Annotated in this window: 17 protein-coding genes; 10 read left to right on the top strand and 7 right to left on the bottom strand. The window is 63.2% G+C overall.

What is annotated here, in order from left to right:
* Window positions 1–305 precede the first annotated feature (305 nt).
* Window positions 306–1,049 carry a basic amino acid ABC transporter substrate-binding protein gene (locus AXF13_RS10645; protein WP_008681757.1) on the top strand — a complete coding sequence of 248 codons (744 nt, stop codon included), beginning with the start codon at window positions 306–308 and terminating at the stop codon, window positions 1,047–1,049.
* A gap of 246 nt (window positions 1,050–1,295) precedes the next feature.
* Window positions 1,296–2,099, top strand: coding sequence for an amino acid ABC transporter permease (locus tag AXF13_RS10640; protein WP_008681758.1), 804 nt, complete (start codon window positions 1,296–1,298; stop codon window positions 2,097–2,099).
* A 338-nt stretch (window positions 2,100–2,437) separates the two neighbouring features.
* On the opposite strand, the gene AXF13_RS16825 is transcribed toward AXF13_RS10640, so the two are convergent.
* Window positions 2,438–2,788, bottom strand: coding sequence for a hypothetical protein (locus AXF13_RS16825; RefSeq protein ID WP_150116158.1), 351 nt, complete (start codon window positions 2,786–2,788; stop codon window positions 2,438–2,440).
* 436 nt (window positions 2,789–3,224) lie between these two features.
* On the opposite strand from AXF13_RS16825, the gene AXF13_RS10630 reads away from it, so the two are divergent.
* Complete coding sequence (locus AXF13_RS10630) at window positions 3,225–3,974, top strand: amino acid ABC transporter ATP-binding protein (RefSeq protein WP_008681761.1); 750 nt, start codon at window positions 3,225–3,227, stop codon at window positions 3,972–3,974.
* A gap of 358 nt (window positions 3,975–4,332) precedes the next feature.
* Window positions 4,333–5,445 (top strand): tRNA 2-thiouridine(34) synthase MnmA, encoded by a 1,113-nt coding sequence (mnmA, locus tag AXF13_RS10625; RefSeq protein ID WP_062253167.1) that lies wholly within the window; start codon window positions 4,333–4,335, stop codon window positions 5,443–5,445.
* A 61-nt stretch (window positions 5,446–5,506) separates the two neighbouring features.
* Here the strand turns inward: mnmA and gcvPB are convergent, their stop codons facing one another.
* The 4 genes from gcvPB to gcvT all read right to left on the bottom strand — a co-directional run bounded on the left by gcvPB (window position 5,507) and on the right by gcvT (window position 10,297).
* Window positions 5,507–6,964 carry an aminomethyl-transferring glycine dehydrogenase subunit GcvPB gene (gene gcvPB, locus AXF13_RS10620; RefSeq protein ID WP_062253165.1) on the bottom strand — a complete coding sequence of 486 codons (1,458 nt, stop codon included), beginning with the start codon at window positions 6,962–6,964 and terminating at the stop codon, window positions 5,507–5,509.
* Window positions 6,961–8,292 (bottom strand): aminomethyl-transferring glycine dehydrogenase subunit GcvPA, encoded by a 1,332-nt coding sequence (gcvPA, locus tag AXF13_RS10615; RefSeq protein ID WP_008681767.1) that lies wholly within the window; start codon window positions 8,290–8,292, stop codon window positions 6,961–6,963. Before gcvPA ends, gcvPB begins: the two co-directional genes overlap by 4 nt.
* 458 nt (window positions 8,293–8,750) lie before the next feature.
* Entirely contained in the window at window positions 8,751–9,137 is a 387-nt protein-coding gene (gene gcvH, locus AXF13_RS10610) for a glycine cleavage system protein GcvH (RefSeq protein ID WP_062253163.1), read from the bottom strand.
* Between the two features lie 77 nt (window positions 9,138–9,214).
* Window positions 9,215–10,297 carry a glycine cleavage system aminomethyltransferase GcvT gene (gene gcvT, locus AXF13_RS10605; protein ID WP_062253161.1) on the bottom strand — a complete coding sequence of 361 codons (1,083 nt, stop codon included), beginning with the start codon at window positions 10,295–10,297 and terminating at the stop codon, window positions 9,215–9,217.
* A 278-nt stretch (window positions 10,298–10,575) separates the two neighbouring features.
* Here gcvT and AXF13_RS10600 point away from each other — a divergent pair, with 278 nt between their 5' ends.
* Complete coding sequence (locus AXF13_RS10600; protein ID WP_062253159.1) at window positions 10,576–11,922, top strand: diguanylate cyclase domain-containing protein; 1,347 nt, start codon at window positions 10,576–10,578, stop codon at window positions 11,920–11,922.
* Between the two features lie 83 nt (window positions 11,923–12,005).
* On the opposite strand, the gene AXF13_RS10595 is transcribed toward AXF13_RS10600, so the two are convergent.
* Together AXF13_RS10595 and AXF13_RS10590 are read right to left on the bottom strand one after the other, a co-directional pair.
* Window positions 12,006–13,067 (bottom strand): lipoate--protein ligase, encoded by a 1,062-nt coding sequence (locus AXF13_RS10595; protein ID WP_062253157.1) that lies wholly within the window; start codon window positions 13,065–13,067, stop codon window positions 12,006–12,008.
* A gap of 35 nt (window positions 13,068–13,102) precedes the next feature.
* On the bottom strand, window positions 13,103–13,966 hold the full coding sequence (locus AXF13_RS10590) for a TatD family hydrolase (RefSeq protein WP_062253155.1): 864 nt from the start codon (window positions 13,964–13,966) through the stop codon (window positions 13,103–13,105).
* A gap of 179 nt (window positions 13,967–14,145) precedes the next feature.
* Here AXF13_RS10590 and AXF13_RS10585 point away from each other — a divergent pair, with 179 nt between their 5' ends.
* The 5 genes from AXF13_RS10585 (at window position 14,146) to AXF13_RS10565 (ending at window position 20,445) form a co-directional block, all read left to right on the top strand.
* Window positions 14,146–15,102, top strand: coding sequence for a UDP-glucuronic acid decarboxylase family protein (locus AXF13_RS10585; RefSeq protein WP_062254848.1), 957 nt, complete (start codon window positions 14,146–14,148; stop codon window positions 15,100–15,102).
* A gap of 27 nt (window positions 15,103–15,129) precedes the next feature.
* A complete protein-coding gene (locus AXF13_RS10580) occupies window positions 15,130–17,199 on the top strand; it encodes a proton-conducting transporter transmembrane domain-containing protein (protein ID WP_062253153.1) in 2,070 nt (689 codons plus the stop codon).
* The gene (locus AXF13_RS10575; protein ID WP_062253151.1) at window positions 17,196–18,143 is read left to right on the top strand and encodes a respiratory chain complex I subunit 1 family protein; all 948 of its coding nucleotides are present in this window, start codon (window positions 17,196–17,198) and stop codon (window positions 18,141–18,143) included. Before AXF13_RS10580 ends, AXF13_RS10575 begins: the two co-directional genes overlap by 4 nt.
* Before the next feature lie 172 nt (window positions 18,144–18,315).
* A complete protein-coding gene (locus AXF13_RS10570) occupies window positions 18,316–18,942 on the top strand; it encodes a hypothetical protein (protein WP_062253150.1) in 627 nt (208 codons plus the stop codon).
* 6 nt (window positions 18,943–18,948) lie between these two features.
* Window positions 18,949–20,445, top strand: coding sequence for a proton-conducting transporter transmembrane domain-containing protein (locus AXF13_RS10565; protein ID WP_062253148.1), 1,497 nt, complete (start codon window positions 18,949–18,951; stop codon window positions 20,443–20,445).
* The last annotated feature ends 128 nt before the right edge of the window (window positions 20,446–20,573 follow it).

Here is a 20,573-nt window from a genome sequence, read left to right as displayed (position 1 = left end):
CCGACGCTTGCCGCGGACACCACGGCCGCTCCGCGTCTTCCCGCTGCGGGCGGCATATATAAGGAAGCAAACGGCAGTTTGCCGGAGATTTCCCGGCAGCAAAACGGCCATGTCCCAAGCCTGCGGGCAACGGGCATGGCCGTGCCGCGTCCGGGCGCTTTCTTCCCGGCAGCGGCACAGGCCGGGAGCGCCCTTGACGGCGGCTGCGCCCCCGGCTAAAGATGGGCATGCTCCGGCCTGTGACCGGAGGGATGTTCCGGCGCGCGGCGCGCGTCTCGTTGATTTCGCAATCTTAAGGAGGCCCTATGTTTCGCGGAGTTTCCCTTGCCCTGCTCGTGCTGACGCTTTTCTGCGGCCAGGCCCTGGCGGCGGAAAAGTACACCGTAGCCAGTGACTGCACCTGGCCGCCCATGGAAATGCTCAACGCCCAGAAACAGCCTGAAGGTTATTCCACGGATTACATCCGCGCGGTGGCCAAGGCCGCCGGTTTTGAGGTGGACGTCCGCAATATCGCCTGGGACGGCATTTTCGGCGGCGTAGCCACGGGCAAATATGACATCGTGGCCTCTTCCACGACCATCACGCCCGAGCGCCAGAAGCAGTTCGACTTCTCCGATCCCTATTATGAAGTGGTCCAGGCCGTGGTGCTGCCCGCGGGCACGAGCATCAAGAGCCTTGCCGACCTCAAGGGCAAGAAGGTGGGCGGCCAGATCGGCACCACGGGCATTTTCGTGATGCGCAAGGCCGATGTGGACGCGGACCTCAAGGAATACGACGACGTGGGCCTGGCCATTCAGGATATGGTGGGCGGCCGCCTGGACGCGGTGATCTGCGACGACCCCGTTGCCATGTACTATGTGAACAAAAAAGCCGACTACGCCGGCAAGCTGAACCTTTCCTTCAAGACCGGCGACAAGGAATACTACGGCTTCACCGTGCGCAAGGGCCGCCAGGATCTGGTGGACAAGCTGAACAAGGGCATCAAGCAGGTCAAGGAATCCGGCCAGGAAGCCAAGCTGATTGAAAAGTGGATGGGTAAGAGCAACTAGGCGGGATCCTCGGATTCTCCGGCGGAAGCGACGCGTTTCCGTCGTTTACCGGCCCTGACGCGCGGGCGGGCGGCTTCAGCCCCCGCCCGCGCCCACCACAAACAAGAGCGGTCCGGCTGTGACAACGGCAAACCGCTTTGCGCGGATTTCGGAAGAATCCGCGCGCGGCTATCGGCGCGGGGCGGATTCCTTTTGCCGTCAAGCGCCGATTGCACGCGTAAAACACACTAAAAGGCGGCGGCGTCCATGCCCGAACCCAACGACACTCACAGCAAGGGCAATATTGTCATGGTCACGGACGGGGCGTCCATCCCGGACCCCCGCGAATGGCGTCTGATCAACGCCTGGTCCATTGCCCTGGTGGGCGCTGTGTGCGCTCTTTTCGCGCTCTGTCTGCTCTGGCCGGACCCCTATCTGCGGATTCTGCTCTATCTGCCGGACGGCGTGGTGGTCACCTTCAAAATCACGGTCATGTCCATCTGCTGTGCCGTGCCCCTGGGCCTGCTGACCGGCCTGGGGCGCATTTCGCGCAATCGCGCAATCAATCTTCTCGCCTCCACCTATGTGGAGGTCATCCGCGGCATCCCGCTCCTGGTCCAGCTCTTCTACATCTACTACGCACTGTCCCGCTTTTTCCAGATCAGCGGCATCACCTCGGCGGTCATTGCCATCAGCGTCTGTTACGGCGCATACATGGGCGAAGTCTTCCGCGCGGGCATCATGGCGATTTCCAAAGGCCAGAGCGAAGCCGCGCGCTCCCTGGGCTTCAACCGCTTTCAGACCATGTTTTACGTGGTGTTGCCCCAGGCCTGGCGCACCATTCTGCCGCCCGTGGGCAACGAGTGCATCGCCATGCTCAAGGACACCTCCCTGGTTTCGATCATGGCCGTGCCCGACATCATGCAGCGCGCCCGCAGCTTTGTGGGCACCACCTATCTGTATTTCGAGACATACACGGTTATTGCCCTGATTTATCTGATCATCACCCTTGCGCTCTCCAAAGCAGTGAGCATCATGGAATCCAGACTGAACTACTATGACGGCAAATAACTACGCCTCGTTACGGATTTAAAGGCAACCTGCTCTCCTCTGCCGGGATCGGCAAAATCCCGGCAGAGGTTTTTTCATGCAAAACCACGCGGACCACCCCGAAAAGGCAGCCCGCGCAGAAAATAATGGCGCACAGGCTTAGTCGTCGTTCATCTTCTTACCGAACAGACCAAGAATAAGGGCGAAGAGAAAAAATCCACCACTGATGAGAAGAACCTTCGTACCGAGATCCATGATGTGCTCCTTGCGTTCCTGAAATGGAGGTTTGTCGTCCACGCTCGTCCGGCACAATATATCCGTACAGGAGAAGCGTACGACGACTTGTGGAGGAAACGGGTTCAGGAGGCACGAGCGGGAGGAGGAGCAAGGGAAAAAGGCAGCATGCCCCGGATTTCACGGAGACCGGGAATATGGCCCATGTCATGGGAAAAAAGGAGCCGCGTGAAAAAATGGGGATGAAAAATGATAGGGATGACGCCGGAGACAAGAGGAGAATCAGGCGATCCCGGCTCTGAGCCATCCAGGGAGCGGTGGCGCTGTTTGCTCCCCTGTTTCCGAAAGGGAACAGAAAGGGTGGGGAGTGCGGGAAAGGCGCTGGATGCCATGAACGGCTTGAAATTTACAAGCCCCAAGGATCGGGCCGGTGCGTTTCGCCCGCAGGTCAGCAGGAAGATCGTGATGATCCCCATACATATTCCGCAGAAAAGGCAAATCCGGCGAGTGGCGTTCATGGTCTTGCACTCTTTTTTGTCTTTGGGTACACGTTATAAGGAAAAAATCGACTTGTCAAGCAAAGAGGGATGAGAACGGCCTTATCAAGGACAGCCACAGCGTTCGTCTTCTTGCTCCTGACTCTGTGGCGAAGAGTGAAAATCCGTCGCCAACTGCCGGTTTACATACGATTTTGGGCCAATTTCTTGACGAAACACCGACATTCCCATATGCCAATCCCTACGGCCATACAATCGTCGAAGCAGGATCCATACCGCCCCAGGCGGATATCAATAGCCTGCGGCGCGCAGATTGCCATAGTTTGATTTCTGCATGTAACTATTTGATTTTCAAAAAAAATATCATTATTCTCAACCGGGTGGAATCTCCATTCAGAATCCAGGCTGGACTACTATGACGGAAAGTAACGATCACGACCCCATCATCACTATCAGTCACGTCTGGAAATATTTCGGCCATCTGCCCGCCTTGCAGGACGTGAGCCTGGATATCGCCCCCGGCGAGCGGGTGGTGATCATCGGCCCTTCCGGTTCGGGCAAGTCCACCCTGCTGCGTTCCATCAACCGCCTGGAAGAAATCGACAAGGGCGAGATCACGGTGCAGGGCCAGGACATCATGAGCCGTGAGAACAATATCAATCTCATCCGGCGCAACCTGGGCATGGTTTTTCAACAGTTCAACCTGTTTCCGCACAAGACCGTGCTCCATAACCTGACCCTCGCCCCCATCAAACTGCTTCATCTCTCCCGCGAAGAGGCCGAAGCCCGCGCTCTGGGCCTGCTCAAAAAAGTGGGCATCAGCGACAAGGCCAACGTCTACCCGGCCATGCTTTCCGGCGGACAGCAGCAGCGCGTGGCTATCGCCCGGGCCCTGGCCATGCAGCCCGCGATCATGCTCTTTGACGAACCCACATCGGCCCTGGACCCGGAAATGGTGGGCGAAGTGCTGGACGTCATGGTCAACCTGGCCGAGGAAGGCATGACCATGATCTGCGTCACCCATGAAATGGGCTTTGCCCGCACGGTGGCCGACCGCCTGATCTTCATGGATCAGGGGCAGATCGTGGAAGCGGGCAAGCCGGACACACTGTTCACCGCGCCGCGCCATCCGAGACTCAGGCAGTTCCTGAATCAGATTCTGTAGGAGCTGTTTCCAAATTGGTTCTTTCACCTTCCAGCTTCGTCAAACGTCGCTTTTTGCTCCGGCCAAATACCGTGAGAGTATACTCCCGTGGTAAAAAACTCGTTTTCCTCGCTGAAAAGGCAACACTCCCTGATTCAGGACATTTCAACTTTGAAAATATTGAAATGCGCTGGCGGCCGCGAGAGCGGACGCCAGCGCCGGAAGCCAAGGCGGGACCACGTTCCCGCCGCGCTTCAGCCGTTGCCGCTGGGCGACTTATGGATGACGACAGCAACGATAGGCTGAGGGCAGCGTCAGCTTTAAAATTGGCAGTATTTCAAGGTCGAAATGCTCTAGGAACAGCCCCCGGAGATTGCCCATGCGCATTGCCGTAGCCGTGAGCGGCGGCGTGGACAGCCTCTGCGCCCTGCTGCTCCTGCGCAGGGCCGGGCACGACGTGCTGGCCCTGCACGGCTTCTTTCTGCCGGAACAGTCCCATCCCCGGCCCGGCGGCGCCTGTGATCCACTGCCGGGCCTTGAAGCCGCCTGCCGGGCCCTGGGCATTCCCCTGCACACAGTGGATCTGCGCGTCGTTTTTCAGCGCGAGGTCATGATTCCCTTTGCCAGGTCCTATGCCGAAGGGCGCACGCCCAATCCCTGCGCGCGCTGCAACCGGGCCGTCAAATTCGGAGCCCTGCTGGACGCGGCCCTGGATCTGGGCGCGGACAAGCTGGCTACCGGCCATTACGCCCGCCTGCTGCCGGGGCGCAACGGGGAGAAGGAGGCGCCGCCGGTTCTGGCCGCCGCGCACGACAGGGCCAAAGATCAGAGTTATTTTCTCAGCCTGGTGCCCGCCGCGCGCCTGCGCCATGCCTTCTTTCCCCTGGCGGACCAGGACAAGGCCCGAAGCGTGGCCCTGGTAGCCGCTGCTGGTCTGGCCGTGCCCCTGCCCCGTGAAAGCCAGGACATCTGCTTCGTGCCGGAAAACGATGCCGCCTACCGGCCTTTTCTGGCGGCGCAATGGCGCGCCCAAGGCCTGGAGCCCTCCGGAGAAGGACCGGTACTGCTGGCCTCAAAGCCCGGCGGTGCGACGGACGGCTTGTGCGAAATCGGACGGCATCAGGGGCTCTGGCGCTACACCGAGGGCCAGCGCAAGGGCCTGGGCATCGCCCACAGCGAGCCGCTGTATGTGCTGCGCAAGGACAGGGCGGACAATGCCCTGATCGTGGGGCCGCGCGCCCTGCTGGGCATGCGCGCCTGCCTGACCGGCCCGGCCAATATTCTTGTGCCGCCGGAACATTGGCCCGAAGATGTGCTGGCCCGTCTGCGCCACCGCCAGCGGGCCGTCTCGGCCCAGGCAGTCCTGGACGGCGAGCGCTTGCGGATTACCTTGGAAGCGCCCCAGTTTCCCAGCGCGCCGGGCCAGGTGGCGGCCCTTTACGACGCCGGGGGCCGGGTGTTGGCCGGGGGCGTTGTGGAAGAAATCAGGTAAACAGGAAAAGGCCGGAGCAAACTCCGGCCTTTTGCAGCAACGGGAATATGTGAAGACGGACTTACCGGCCCTGTTCCATATCCTCGGTGAGTACCATCTGGCGCGCGGCCGTGGTTTCGTCCAGGCGGCGCACCGGCAGCCCGACAGGCGCGTCCGCCAGACTCTGCGGATCAGCCTTGCCCTGGGCGATGATCTCATGCAGGGCGTCCACATACGCGTCCAGGGTTTCCTTGCTCTCGGTTTCCGTGGGCTCGGCCATCAGGCATTCCTTGACGATCAGCGGGAAGTAGATGGTCGGCGCATGGAAGCCCCGGTCCAACAGGGCCTTGGCAATGTCCAGGGCGCGGGTGCCTTCGGGCGCGGAGGCCACGAACTCATGGGCGCAGAGCCGGTCGGCAAAGGGCACGTCCAGTACGTCTTCCAGGCGTTTTTTAAGGTAGTTGGCATTGAGCACCGCGTATTCCGAAGCACGGGTCAGGCCTTCGCCGCCCAGGCGCAGCATGTAGGCCAAGGCTTTTACCACAACGCCGAAACTGCCGTAGAACGGCCCCATGTAGCCGATGGACCGGGGCAGATTGTAATCAAGATAATAGCTGCCGTCCTCGCGCAGGGCCACGCGCGGCACGGGCAGGAAGGGCAGCAGGCGTTCGCCCACGCCCACCGGCCCGGCGCCGGGGCCGCCGCCGCCATGCGGGGTGCCCAGGGTCTTGTGCACATTGAGGTGCACCACGTCAAAGCCCACGTCGCCCACGCGCATCTTGCCCATGATGGCGTTCATGTTGGCGCCGTCGTAATAGAGCAGCGCGTCCACCTTGCGCAATTCTTCCACGATGCGCGGCAGGTACAGCTCCATGAGACCCAGCGTGTTGGGGCAGGTCATCATCAGACCGGCCACGTCCTCGCCGTGCTCGGCAATGGCCGCAGCCAAGGCGTCCGGGTCCACCATGCCGTCGCGGGACTCGATGTTCACGGTCTCAAAACCGGCCAACGCGGCGGAAGCCGGATTGGTGCCGTGGGCCGCGTCCGGAATGAGCATCTTTTTGCGATTGCGGCCCTTGGCCTTATGGTAGGCCGCGATGAGCTTGACGCCCGTGAATTCGCCGTTGGCTCCGGCCATGGGCTGGAAGGTGAAGGCCTTCATGCCCGTGAGCTCGCACAGCCAGCGCTCGGCCTCATAGAGGCATTGCAGCGCGCCCTGCGTGCAGGCCGCCCCGCGCGAGAGCTGGGCCAGCAGCGGATGCAGGCGGCTGAAGCCGGGCAGCGCGGCCACGTATTCGGTGAACTTGGGATTGTACTTCATGGTGCAGGAGCCAAGGGGGTAGAAATTGGCGTCCACACTGTAATTGAGTTTGGAAAGCCCGGTGAAGTGCCGCACCACGTCCAGCTCCGAACATTCGGGCAGGCGCGGCGGATCTTTGCGCAGCAGACCGGCGGGCAGCATCCGCGCCGCTTTGGGCGCGTCGGAATCTATCTCCCAGGCGCGACGGCCGGGCACGGATTTGGCGAAAATGGTTTTCACAGCAGACCTCCCACGGTTTCGGCCAGAAAGCCGATCTGGCGGCGGCTGTTGAGCTCGGTGCAGGCCAGCAGCAGCACGTTTTCCATGCCCGGATAGTAGCGGCCCACGGGATAGCCCGGCACGCAGCCGTGGCTGGTGAGCGTGTCCACCAGGGTTTCAGCGGGCATGGGCAGGCGCAGGGCCACTTCATTGCCGAAGGGCGCGTCGTTGAGCAGCTCCACGCCCTTGAGGGCCGTGAGCCGCTCCACGGCATAGCGGGCCAGCGCCATGTTGTTTTCCGCCAGGCGGGTCAGGCCTTCCGGTCCCAGCAGGCTCATGTGGATCAGGGCGCGCAGGGCGCAGAGAGCCTGGTTGGAGCAGATGTTGGATGTGGCCTTGGCGCGGCGGATGTGCTGCTCGCGGGCCTGGAGGGTCAGCACGTAGCCGGTTTTGCCGTCCAGATCCGTGGTGCGGCCCGCGATGCGGCCGGGGAACTGGCGGATGTGCTCTTTGCGGCAGGTCATGACGCCCAGATAGGGACCGCCGAAGGACAACGGCTGGCCCAGGCTCTGGGCCTCGGCCACGGCCACGTCGGCCCCCATTTCGCCGGGGGTTTTGAGCACGGCCTGCATGACCGGGTACACGGAGATGATGCCGAAGGCCTTGTGCGCGCGGGCCTTGGCGAAAAGTTCCGTATAGTCGGCCACCGCGCCGAAGAAGTTGGGATTCTGCACCAGCACGGCCGCGCAGTTGTCGTCCACGGCGGCCATCAGCGCGTCCATGTCGCTCACGCCGTCGCGCTGGCGCACGGTCTTCAGTTCCAGGTCCAGGCTGGACATATAGGTGCCGAGCATGACCCGCCAGATGGGGTTCACGGCCTCGTCCACCACCAGCACGCGCCGCCGGGTGGCGCGCACGGCCATCATGGCCGCTTCGAACAGGGCGGTGCCGCCGTCGTAAACCGAGGCGTTGGCGCAGTCCATGTCCAGCAGGCGGCTGATGGCCGTCTGGAATTCAAAAATGGCCTGCAGGGTGCCCTGGGAGCATTCCGCCTGGTAGGGCGTGTAGGCGGTATAGAACTCGCTGCGTCCGGCCAGGGCGTCCACGGCCTTGGGGATCTGGTGGGCATAATAACCCGCGCCCAGGAAGGAGATCATTTCCGGACGGTTTTTGGCGGCCAGGTCCTCGAAATAGGCACAGACCGAGGCTTCACCCTGCCCCTTGGGCAGTTTGAAACTTTTGGGCCGCATGTCCTGCGGAATGTCGGCGAAAAGGTCATCCAGGGTGCGCACGCCGACCACGGAGAGCATTTCCTGGAGATCGTCCGGCGTATGGGGAATATAGGGCATGTTTACTCCTTTTTGAACCTGCCTTGCGGCTTGCCCTGCAACGTTGCGCGTCTTTTGCAAAACCAGTTAGTTTTACAAAACATATCCAAGGAACCGCTACGTCAATCAAAATGACATCAGCGCTTCCTTAGAAACAGCCCCGGAGCATTTCAAAGGAATCTGCTCAAGGGAAGCGCTGAGTAATGAAAATTTTTGTTCTCTGCCAAGGGCGGCGAACCGCAGGCGGAGGGGTATATTCAAACCCGACCTTCGCACGGAATGAGCCGGACGCGGGCAGAGGGCAAAAAGACCATTACTCAGTATTTTCCTGGGAGCTGTTTCTAAATTAGGGAGTTTTGCCTTTCCAGCGAGGAAAACGAGCTTTTTACGACGGGAGTATACTCTTCTGGTATTCGGCCGGAGTGAAAAGCGACGTTTGACGAAGCCGGCAGGCAAAAGAACCAATTTAGAAACAGCTCCTAGTGAGCCTCTGTTGCGCAGAAAGCCTCATACGCCGCCGCATCCATCAGGCCCTCGGGCTTGCCGGACAGCTTCACGCGCACCAGCCAGCCTTCGCCGTAAGGATCGCTGTTGCATTTTTCCGGGGCATCCTCCAGAACGGCGTTCACCTCGGTCACTTCGCCGCTCACCGGCGAAACCAGGTCGCTGGCGGCCTTGACCGATTCCACGGAGCCGAATTCCTTGTCCACAGCCAGGGCGTCGCCCGCCTGCGGCAGTTCCACATAGGTGATGTCGCCGAGGGATTCCTGGGCGAAATGGGTGATGCCGATAACGGCTTCGTCGCCTTCCAGGCGGGCCCATTCATGACTTTTGCTGTAGAGAAGATCGGCGGGAGCGTTGGACATGGTGTTTCCCCTTTACACTGCATAAAATGTGTTGGTTATGTGAAATCAAAAGCCTTGCGCGGGCAAAGGCTCCGCGCCTACTGCAATTTTTTGCGGGCCGTGCCTTCTTTGTAGAAAGGCAGATCCGCGCGGCGGGCCGCCAGCTCGCTGCGGGCCGTGCGGACCACGAAATCCGCATGTTCGGCCTGAGCCGCGTCCACCCAGGCAAAAGCGATGACGCAGCCCAGCGAGGGCGCAAAGGAACCGCTGGTCACCCGGCCCACTTCCGGGCCGCCGGGCAGAGCCAGAACGTCGCCGTGCCGCGCGGAACGGCGGCCTTCAATGCGCAGAGGCACCAGCACCTCGCGCACGCGCTGCGCGCCTTCCTTGCCCACATAGTCGGCCGTGCTGGTCAACATGCGGCCCATGCCCGCCTCGGCCGGAGAGTGTTTGTCGTCCAGATCGTGTCCGTAGAGGGGCAACCCGGCCTCCAGGCGCAAAGTGTCGCGCGCGCCGAGGCCCACGGGTTTGACCCGTTCGTCCTTGAGCAGGGCCGTCCAGAAGGCCTCGGCCTTGTCCCAGGGCAGATAAAGCTCAAAACCCAGTTCGCCGGTGTAGCCCGTGCGGCTGACCAGCAGAGGCGCGCCGTCAAAGGTCGTTTCCCGGAAGCCAAAATAGGGCAGGTCATGAAAATTCTCGTTGAGCGCGGCTTCCAGCACGTCCACGGACTCCGGCCCCTGCAGGTCGACCTTGGCCGTGACGGCGGAAAGGTCGGTGAGGGCCACGCCCTGGGGCAGGCGCTCGCGCAGGGCCGCAAAGTCCCCGGCGGCGCAGGCCGCGTTGACCACGATCATGAAGGCGTCCGGGCCGAAGCGGTAGATGATGCAGTCGTCCAGCACGCCGCCCTCGGCATTGAGCAGAAAGCCGTAACGGCATTTGCCCGGCGCGAGGGTAGCCAGATTGTGGCTCACCGCGCGGGACAGCGCCTCATCCGCGCCCGGCCCTTCAATGCGGAATTCGCCCATATGACAGATGTCGAAAAGACCGGCATGCTGACGGGTGTGCTGATGCTCGATCAGAATGCCCTCGTACTGGATGGGCATGAGCCAACCGGCGAAAGGCGCCATTTTGGCCCCATGGGCCTCATGCCAGGAAGTGAGCGGCGTACGCAGTTCCGACATGGATTCTCCTTTGCTGCAGTGTCTTGAACGCGGCCGTAAGCGGCCGGAGCCCGTCGGGCAGCTTGTGATGGGCGCGTGTACTTTAGCATGTCCGAAGGCGGGGCACAAGAAGCCCGTCCTGGCGCGTAAGCCCGGCAGCGCGGTAAAAAAGACGCCGGAACCGCCGCTCAAGACGTCTTGACCCTTGCGGGATATGGAGCCATAAGAAACAGAAAGTGTCCAACCATGCCCGCCGTCCCGCAACAGCCCTCTTTTCAAGCGGCTTTTGGAAACATTGCATGCCCAAGGTCCGTCCCCTGCATTTTCCGGTCTTTCTGACCGGCGTGCTGCTTACCATCGCCTTCGCCGTCTATGCCGCGTGGACCTCGGTCGACCATCGACGGACGGACGCCCTGCGCACCGCCGAAGTGTACAGCGCCCGCCTGGAAACGCTGCTGAGCGGACTTTTCCACAAAACCGACGTGCTGGAATCCGTGATCATTGCCGGACACGGGCACATACCGGAAACAGTCTTTGAGGACCTGGCCAGATCACTGGCCGACGGCGCGGGCATCCGGGCCATCCAGTATCTGCCGGACGGCGTCGTGACCTATTGTTATCCCCGCGAGGGCAATGAAGCGGTCATAGGCACAAGCGTTTTTACCAATCCCAAACGCCGGGCCGATGCCCTGCTAGCCGTCAACAGCCGCGGCATTGTTTTATCGGGCCCGTACAGCCTGTTCCAGGGCGGCCTGGGGCTGGTGGCGCGCAATCCCATTTTTCTGACCGAGGCCGACGGGCAGGAAAAATTCTGGGGATTCGCGGTGCTGATCCTGGACCTGCCCGAGGCTTTGAAGCCGGTCTTCCTGAACGCGTTGCGGCAGGAGGGCTACGCCTACCGCCTGCACTGCCGGGGGGAACACGGCGATGATCTGACAATCGCCCAAGGCGGCGTCATGCCCCCCGGACGGCCTGTGGACTACGGCATCCAGGTGCCCAACCATGCCTGGACACTCAGCCTTGCCCCGGAAGGCGGCTGGATCGGCACAAAGGAGCTTCCCCTTCACCTGGGCCTGGGCTTCGTCATCAGCGGGCTGTGCGCCGTCGTGGCGCACCAGCGGCGGGAAAAGGAACGCTTGCTGCGCCAGACCGCGGAGACTGACGATCTGACCGGCCTGTTCAACCGCCGCAAGCTGAACCGGATAGTGGACGCGCTCTGCCGCGCGCCGCAGTCCGCGCACTTTGTGTTTCTGTATATGGATCTGAACGCGTTCAAGGCATGCAACGACACGCTGGGCCATTTCTGGGGAGATACGGTGCTGAAGGAATTCGCGCGGCGTCTGCGCTCCGCTCTGGGGCCTTTGGCCGCTCTCGCCCGCGTGGGCGGCGACGAATTCGCGGCCGTGGCCGTCACGGACGGCGGCCGGGACGCGGCGCCGGAACTGCTGCGGCGCATCCGGGAAAGTTTGCGCGAACCGGCCATGCTCGACGGAGCGCCCTACCGGATTTCCTGCAGCGTGGGCTGGGCGGAATTTCCCGCCGAAGGCAAGAATTATGAAACGCTGATGAAAACGGCCGACGCCCGGATGTACGAGGACAAGCGGCGGAATGGAACCGAACGGGCGCACGGGAACGCCCAAGCCTGAACGCCGCCCGCGCGGCGGCGCCAGAGCGGATCAACGTTAAAATGCTCTCATCGCGCCCGGCGGCGGTGGAAGCCGATGCGTTCTTATTCCGCAAAAAAGCGGCGCATTTCCTCCGGATCGCAGCCGCTGAAATACAATTCCCAAGGCACGTCTTCCAGGGCTTCGGCCAGGGCTCCGGGCTCATGCTGCAACCCGGCAAGCATGTTTTCCAGATCCTCGATCTCGGCATTGGCGAAAAAATCGCCGTAAATCCGGCAATCCGCGATCCGACCGTTGCGCACGCTCAGCCGCAGGTTCACACCGCCCCAGGGAAAACGGCGGCGCTTTTCCTCGGTGAAGGCCGGCGAAGCGCCGTAGTTCCAGCTCCACTGCCGGTATTTGCTGTCGGCCAGAGCCTGGGCCGCGGCGTAGTCCCCCATGTCCAGACGGGCGGCGCTTGCGGCGCAATGGCGCAGCAGGCAACATTTGAGCGTGCCCATGTCCGTGCCCGGCGTCCAGCATTCGGAAAGATTGCGGACCCTGGCCCGCACCGAGGCCACGCCCTTGGAGCGGATTTTCTCCGGATCCACGCTCAAGGCCTCGCTCAAGCGCCCGAAATCCACGTCCACCAGCAGGGTGCCGTGGTGCAGCACCTTGCCCCGGTGAATCCGCTGGCCGCTGCCCGATATCTTGCGTCCGTCCACTTCCAGGTCATTGCGGCCCGAAATTTCGGCCCGCACCCCCACATCGCGCAGGGCTTCGCGCACCGGTTCCAGGTAACGCCGGAAATTCACCCGCTCCTGGCCGTTGGCGTTTTCAATGAAGGAAAAATTGAGATTGCCCGTATCATGGTAGACCGCGCCGCCGCCGGTGATGCGCCGTACCACCGGCAGGTTTTCGCGCCGCACGAAATCGGCGTTGACTTCCTCGGCGGTGCACTGGTGGCGGCCCACAATAATGGAAGGGCCGTTCTGCCAGAGCATGAAAAGTCCGGGATGTTCCGGCGGCAGGGAATCAAAAAGCCGCTCTTCAAGAGCCAGATTAAAAGCGGGGTCCAGCGAAGAAAATGTCAGAAATTCCATGGCGGCCTCGTCATGCCCCTGGTATCCGGCCTGTCCGGGGCGCGTCACGGTGACATACGCGCCGCTGAACAGGATCGCAGGCATCGGTCATTAGAGTATGCTATGCTGAAAGCAGTATACTATGCTGAGCAGTCAGACATTTTCAATGCCAAAACGCCCTGATTCAGCTTGAAAAAGCGGCGTGCGTTTTCCCCGCAGGCCAGCCAGAGTTCTTCCGGCGCGACGCCGCGCGCCTCGGCCACGGCCCTGGCGGTGAACACGGTCAGGGCAGGTTCGTTGCGCTTGCCGCGCCAGGGGATGGGCGAAAGATAGGGGGAGTCGGTTTCCAGCAGCAGACGGTCCGCCGGGATAGTCGCGGCGGCTTGGCGCAGTTCGGCATTGGCCGGGTAGGTCGCAGGGCCGGGCACGGAAATGTGCCAGCCGTTGTCCAGAATGCGGCGGGCCAGAGCCGGACCGCCCCCGAAACAGTGCCAGAGCAGCGGATATCCGGCGAAACCGCGCGCCTCCAGGGTCATGAGGCATTCATCCTCGGCCTCGCGGCAGTGAATGACCACGGGGACGTCCAGCTCGCGGGCCAGATCCAGCTGTTCGGTGAACGCCTTGAACTGCAACTCCCTGGGGCAGTCCTGCCAGTGGAAGTCCAGGCCGATTTCGCCCACGGCCCGCAGGCGCGGCTCCGTCGCAAAGGCCGCGCGCATGGCCGCCAGGCTCTCCGGCGTGCAGTTCCGCCCGTCGCAGGGATGGATGCCCAGCAGAAAAAAGACTTCCGGATGCTTGTCGAACAAGGCCCGGCGCGCGACGAAATCCTCAGGCCCCAGAAAGACGTTGCCCACGTTGGCCAGCCCTGCCGCGCGGGCCCGGGCCAGAACATCCTCACGGTCCGGATCGAAGTCCGGATCGTCCAGATGCGCGTGGCTGTCCACCCCGCCCAGGGGCAAAGCCCGGCTCAAGGGGTCAATACGCTCCACTTTTTTGTGTCCCATGCGTAACCTCGCGGGGAAACATAGCAATGCTCCGGCAACGAGGCAAGTAAAGCGGGAACCGCGCGGCACGGCCGTCGGGCGGCATTGCCAGCGGCGGGCATTGAGAGTAATATATCTGCATTACGGACGCCGTGCGCCTGAACGCGGCGGCGTCCGGCTACAGTCTTTCCGGGGGAAACATGCATCTGCGTAAACGGGTTCTGGTCACCGGCGGTTCGGGCTTTCTGGGGTCGCACCTCTGCGAGCGTCTGCTCAATCAGGGGCACGAAGTGATTTGCGTGGACAATTTCTTTTCCAGCGCGCGGGCCAATGTGGAAGAGTTCATGGACAACAAGCGCTTTGAGCTGATCCGCCACGACGTCACCTTCCCGCTCTACGTGGAGGTGGACGAGATTTACAATCTGGCCTGCCCGGCCTCGCCCGTGCATTATCAGCACGACCCGGTGCAGACCATCAAGACCTGCGTACACGGGGCAATCAATATGCTCGGCCTGGCCAAGCGGCTGGGCGCGCGCATCTATCAGGCCTCCACCAGCGAGGTATACGGCGATCCGGAAGTGCATCCGCAGACCGAGGACTACTGGGGCCATGTGAATCCCAACGGCATCCGTTCCTGCTACGATGAAGGCAAGCGCTGCGCCGAGGCGCTCTTTTTCGCCTACCGGCGGCAGGGCAACCTGCCCATCAAAGTGGGCCGCATCTTCAATACATACGGTCCCAAGATGCATCCCAACGACGGCCGCGTGGTGTCCAACTTCATCATCCAGGCCCTGAAAAACGAACCCATCACCATTTACGGCGACGGCAGCCAGACCCGTTCCTTCTGCTATGTGGACGACCTGGTGGAATGCATGCTGCGTTTCATGGCCTCGCCCGACGACTTCACCGGCCCCATGAACATGGGCAATCCCGGCGAATTCACCATCAGGGAACTGGCCGAAAAGGTGGTGGCCCTGACCGGCAGCGGTTCGGTCATCAGCTATGAACCCTTGCCCGGAGACGATCCCAGGCAGCGGCGGCCCGATATTTCCCTGGCCCGGAAGATGCTGGGCTGGGAGCCCGTGGTGCCCCTGGAAGAAGGCCTGAAAAAAACCGTTGCCTACTTCGAGGGACAGTTGCGGCAGGGTTTGGCGTAGCCCGGCCGAGAACATCCGGAACAGCGCATGAAACTCTTTCTCACGGCCCTTCTGATTCTGGCGGGGACGGCGCTGGCGACGGGCCTGCTGGCCATCGCGGCGGCCCTGCGGCCTTTTGGCGCGGCCTGGGGACGGGCCGTCAACCGGTTCGGCTCGCTGGGCGCGGCCCTGGGTTGCCTGATCGGGCTCTGCGCCCTGGCCGTCGGCCCATGGGAGGCCGTCGACAGTCTGTCGACGGCCCTGCCCTGGGGACTGCCAGTGGGCGCGTGCGTCCTGGGTCTGGACTCCTTGAGCCGCCTTTTTCTGCTGCCGGTTTTCGGCCTGGGACTGGTCTGCGCCCTTTCCGGCGGCCTCTCCCTGCGGCAGGTTTCGCCGCGTATGCACAATCTGGGCGCGCACTGGTTCTTTTATCTGCTTCTGCTGCTGGGCATGGCCCTGGTCATGAGCGCGCGCGACGCCGTGCTTTTTCTGCTGGCCTGGGAAATCATGTCCCTGGCTCCTTTCTTTCTGATTGATTTCAACGACGGCGACAGCAAGGTGCGCGACGCCTCCTGGGTCTATCTGGTGGCCGCGCATTTGGGGGCCGTGGCCCTGATCGCCTTTTTCGGCCTGCTCTGGCAGAGCTCGGGCGTCACGGCGCTGGACGCGCTTCGCGATGGCGCGGCCCTGCGCGCGGCCGGGCCGGGCGTCATGACGGCGCTGTTCCTGCTGGCCGTGCTGGGCTTCGGGGCCAAGGCCGGGCTCGCGCCCCTGCACGTCTGGCTGCCCGAGGCCCATCCCGCCGCGCCCAGCCATGTCTCGGCCCTGCTGTCCGGGGCCATGATCAACGCCGGACTGTACGGGCTGATCCGCAGTCTGGGCATACTGGCGGCTCCGGGCGCCGCGCCCGAATGGTGGGGCTGGTGTCTGCTTCTGCTGGGCCTGGGCACCGGCCTGATGGGCATTCTGAAAGCGCTGGCCCAGAGCAACCTCAAGCGCCTGCTGGCTTATTCCAGCGTGGAGAACATGGGCCTCATGTTCATGGGCGTGGGGGCCGGGCTCATCGGCCAGGCCTCGGGCAACGCCTGGATCGCCCTGCTGGGCTTCGCGGGCGCACTGCTGCACATGCTCAACCACGCGGGTTTCAAGGGCCTGCTCTTTCTCTGCGCGGGCGAAGTGCTGCACGCCACGGGCACGGTGCGCATGGAACTGCTGGGCGGCTTGCAGAAGCGCCTGCCCCTGCTGGGCGCGGCCTTCGCCCTGGGCGCGGCGGCCATCGCCTGCCTGCCGCCCCTAAGCGGTTTTGCCGGAGAATTTGTGCTGGCCCTTTCCATGCTGGACGGCCCGTCCCTGCCCGGCGTGGAGCGGCAGATGGGCCTGCTGCTGGCCCTGACGGGTCTGGCCCTGATCAGCGGCCTGGCCGCAGCCCTCTATGCCAAGGCTTACGGCATGACGTTTCTGGGCGAGGCCCGCACGGGCTTCGCGGACAATGCCCACGCCGTCTCCTGGCGCACGCTCTGGCCGCTGTCCCTGCCCGCCCTGGCCTGCGTGGCGGGCGGCCTGCTGGCCCCGAGCTTTTTCGGCCTGGCCGCGCAAACGGCCCTGCACGCCGTCCCCCCGCCGCAAGGTCTGATTCCCGGCGCGCTGGAAGTCCAGGCCCAGGCGAGCGGGAGCCTCGGCATGGTTTCCATGCTGGGCGGGGGTGGCCTGCTGCTGTCCCTGGCGCTGCTGCTGGGCCGCAAATGGCTGCTGCGGCGGCGCGGCGCGGCGGCGCAAATGGAGCGGACGGAACAGACATGGGGCTGCGGCTTTCAGGCGGGTTCAGCGCGCATCCAGTATACGGACGCCTCCTTTTCCGAGCCGCTGGCGCGGATTTTCGCCCCGGCCATGGGGCTCAAGGTTCGCCGCCCGATGATCGAGGGGCTTTTCCCCGGCCGGGCCGGGCTGAGCGTGACCGCGCCGGATCGTCTGCGCAGCGGTCTGTTCACGCCCCTGTTCGAAGCCGTGGAACGCCTCTGCAATGCCTGTAAAATCATCCAGCACGGCAAGATTCATCTGTATATCCTCTATATTCTGGCCACGGTGGTGGGCCTGCTGATATGGGGGCTGGGCGTATGAGCCAGAACATTTCCGCCTATCTCGTCCAGCTGCTGCTGGCCCTGGCCCTGGCCCCGCTGTTGCCCGGCATCATCAATCGGATCAAGGCCAAGACGGCCGGGCGCAGGGGCAAGCCCCTGCTGCAAACCTACTATGATCTGGCCCGGCTGCTGCGCAAGGGCGAGGTCATCAGCCGCACCGCCACCTGGACCTTCACCGCCGGGCCCGGCGTGGCCCTGGCCGCCACTCTCTGCGCTCTGGCCCTGCTGCCCCTGGGCGGCGCGCCCTCGCCGCTGGGTTTCAGCGGGGATTTTCTGCTGGCCGCCTATCTGCTGGGCATGGGGCGCTTCGCCCTGATTCTGGCGGCCTTGGATACGGGCTCCTCCTTCGAGGGCATGGGCGCCAGCCGTGAAGCCGCCTTTTCGGCTCTGGCCGAACCCGTTCTGTTTCTGGCCTTTCTGGTGCTGACCAGCCTGAGCCTCGACCTGCATCACGGCCTGGACCCGGCCGCGTCCTTCTCCCTGTCGGGCATGTTCGGCGGACAGGCCGCCGGGGCCTGGCTGCTGGGCCGTGCGGAGCTGTTGCTGATTCCGGCGGTGTTCTTTGTGCTGTTGCTGGTGGAGAACTGCCGCATCCCGGTGGACGACCCCAACACCCATCTGGAACTGACCATGATCCACGAGGCCATGGTGCTGGACCACTCCGGCCCCAACCTGGCCATGATCATATATGGGGCGGCGCTCAAGCTCTGGTTTTTCGCGGCGCTCATCGCCGGGCTGCTGGTGCCGCCGCTGCCGCTCTGGCAGCAGGCCGGTCTGTGGCTGACCGTCATTCTGGGACTGGCGGCGGTGGTAGGCGTGGTGGAATCCGTCATGGCCCGCCTGCGCCTGACGCGCGTCCCCCAGCTGTTGGGCGGCACGGCGGCTCTGGCGGCCCTGGCCCTGATTCTGACCCAGGTTCGCTGAAATGCGCGGCGTTTCAACGATAGAGCATTTTGCGCTTGAAATGATCGCGTAACGGCGAAGTAAATTCGCCTTGCGATACTTTCGCGGTACGGATTTTCACGGAAAATCCGCACAGAGCGTTAAGATATTTTCAATATCAAAACGCTCTAAGCTGTTCCAGGCGAGGCGGACAATGACCACGACGTTCCTCCCCACAGTGCTTTTTCTGCTGCTGCTCAACAATCTTCTGCTGCTGGGCGCGCCGCGTCTGCCGGCTCTGATCCGGCTCACGGCTTTTCAGGGCATTCTGCTGGCGGCCCTGCTGCTGTGTCTGGATCATGCCCTGCTGGCCGGAGCCGTGCTGCTGATCAAGGGCCTGCTGCTGCCCGGCCTGCTCACGCGCACCCGGAAGCGCCTGCGCGCCGGGGCGGGCCTCAGGCCCCGCCTGCACATCGGACTGGGCATTCTGGCGGGCATGTCCGGGCTGGTCTTCTCGCTCTGGCTGGAGGCCCGGCTGTCCATCCTGCCGGGGCTTTTTCCGCCGCTGCTGCTGCCCACGGCCCTGACCACTCTGTTCTGTGGGCTGATCCTGGTCGTGGGGAGGACCACGGCCCTTTCGCAGGTCATCGGCTATCTGGTGGCGGAAAACGGCATTTTTCTGCTGGGCGCGCCGCTGATGACCGCAGGCGCGGTCTGGTTCGAACTGGCCCTGTTGCTGGACATTTTTGTGGCGGTTTTCGTCATGGGCATCGCCATCAATCACATCGGCGAAACCTTTGAATCCATTGACGTGGGGCGCTTTCGCAGCCTCAGGGACTAGACGCGCATGCTGGAAGCTCTGCTTTTTCTCCCGCTCGGCGCGGGCCTGATCATGCTGCTGGTGGGCAACGCCGCCTTCTGCCGGGGACTGTTGCCGCTCACGGCTCTTGGGCACGTCACGCTGTCTCTGCTGACCGTTGCGCGCGTGGCGCGAGGCGAACAGCCCTGCGCTCTGGGCGGCCTGCTGGCCCCGGACGCGCTGGGTGCGCTTTTTCTGGCACTGGCCAGCCTGCTGTTTCTGGCGGCCTCCATCTACGCCGTGGGCTATCTGCGTGAAGAGGAAAACCTTGAGGAACGCACCTGCATCCAGGACGGCCGCCCCTTCACCAACGCCCCGGAGCGCCGCTTCACGGCCTGTCTCTGCTTCTTTCTGGCGGCCATGAGCCTGGTGACCACTACCCCGCATCTGGGCGCGCTCTGGGTGGGCATAGAAGCCACCACCCTCTCCAGCGCGCCGCTGATCTATTTTCACCGCCACCGCCATTCGTTGGAAGCCACCTGGAAATATCTGATCATCTGTTCCGTGGGCATCGCCCTGGCGCTGCTGGGCAATATCCTGCTTTCCGTGGCCTTTTACGCACCTGACGGAAGCGGCATCCCGGCCGGGGACATGGACCAGGTCGGCTGGTTCATCCGGCACGCGCATACGGCCGCGCAACCCTGGCTCAAGGCGGCCTTCATCTTTCTGCTGGTGGGCTACGGCACCAAGATGGGCCTCGCGCCCCTGCACAACTGGCTGCCCGACGCCCACAGCCAGGCCCCGTCCCTGGTGTCGGCCCTGCTTTCCGGCGCACTGCTCAACTGCGCCCTGTTGGGCATCCTGCGCGGGCACCAAATCATGCTGGCGGCGGATCTGGGCGATTTCAGCGGCGGCCTACTGGTCTTTTTCGGCCTGCTCTCTCTGATCACGGCGGCCATTTTCATCGTGGGGCAGGGCCATTACAAGCGCCTGCTGGCCTACTCCAGCGTGGAGCACATGGGCATTCTGGCCCTGGGCGCGGGCCTGGGCGGCTTGGCGGCCCAGGGCGCGCTGTTGCATGCGGTCTGCCACTCCCTGACCAAATGCATGCTCTTTCTGCTGGCGGGCAACATCCTGGCCCGTTATCACACCTTTTCCAGCTATGACATACGCGGCCTGCGCTGGACCATGCCCGTCACCGGCGCGCTCTGGACGGCGGGTTTTCTGGCCGTGGCCGGTTCGCCGCCCTTCGGCATCTTCGTCAGCGAATTCCTGATTCTCAAGGGCATGCTGGCCCAAGACTCCTACGGCGTGGCCGCCGCCTATCTGACGGCTCTGGCCGTGATTTTCGTGGGCATGTCCGTGGCCGTGCTGCGCATGGTGCAGGGCAACCGGCCCCCGGACTTGCCGAGGAGCCGACACGAGACCTTGCTGAGCGTGCTGCCGCCCCTGGCCCTCTGTCTGGCCGTACTGACGCTGGGCCTCTGGGTGCCCGACCGGCTGTGGCATTTTCTGCAACGCGGCGCGGCGCTTATCGACGGCTAGAGCGTTTTGATATTGAAAATATCTCAACGCTCCGTGCGGATTTTCCGTGAAAATCCGCACCGCGAAAGTATCGCAAGGCGAATTTACTTCGCCGTTACGCGATCATTTCAAGCGCAAAATGCTCTCTA

Origin of the sequence: Desulfovibrio fairfieldensis, assembly GCF_001553605.1 — a bacterium.
GTDB lineage: Bacteria > Desulfobacterota > Desulfovibrionia > Desulfovibrionales > Desulfovibrionaceae > Desulfovibrio > Desulfovibrio fairfieldensis.
The sequence above is the reverse complement of the archived record's forward strand: the minus strand, read 5'-3'. Positions and strand labels throughout refer to the sequence as shown.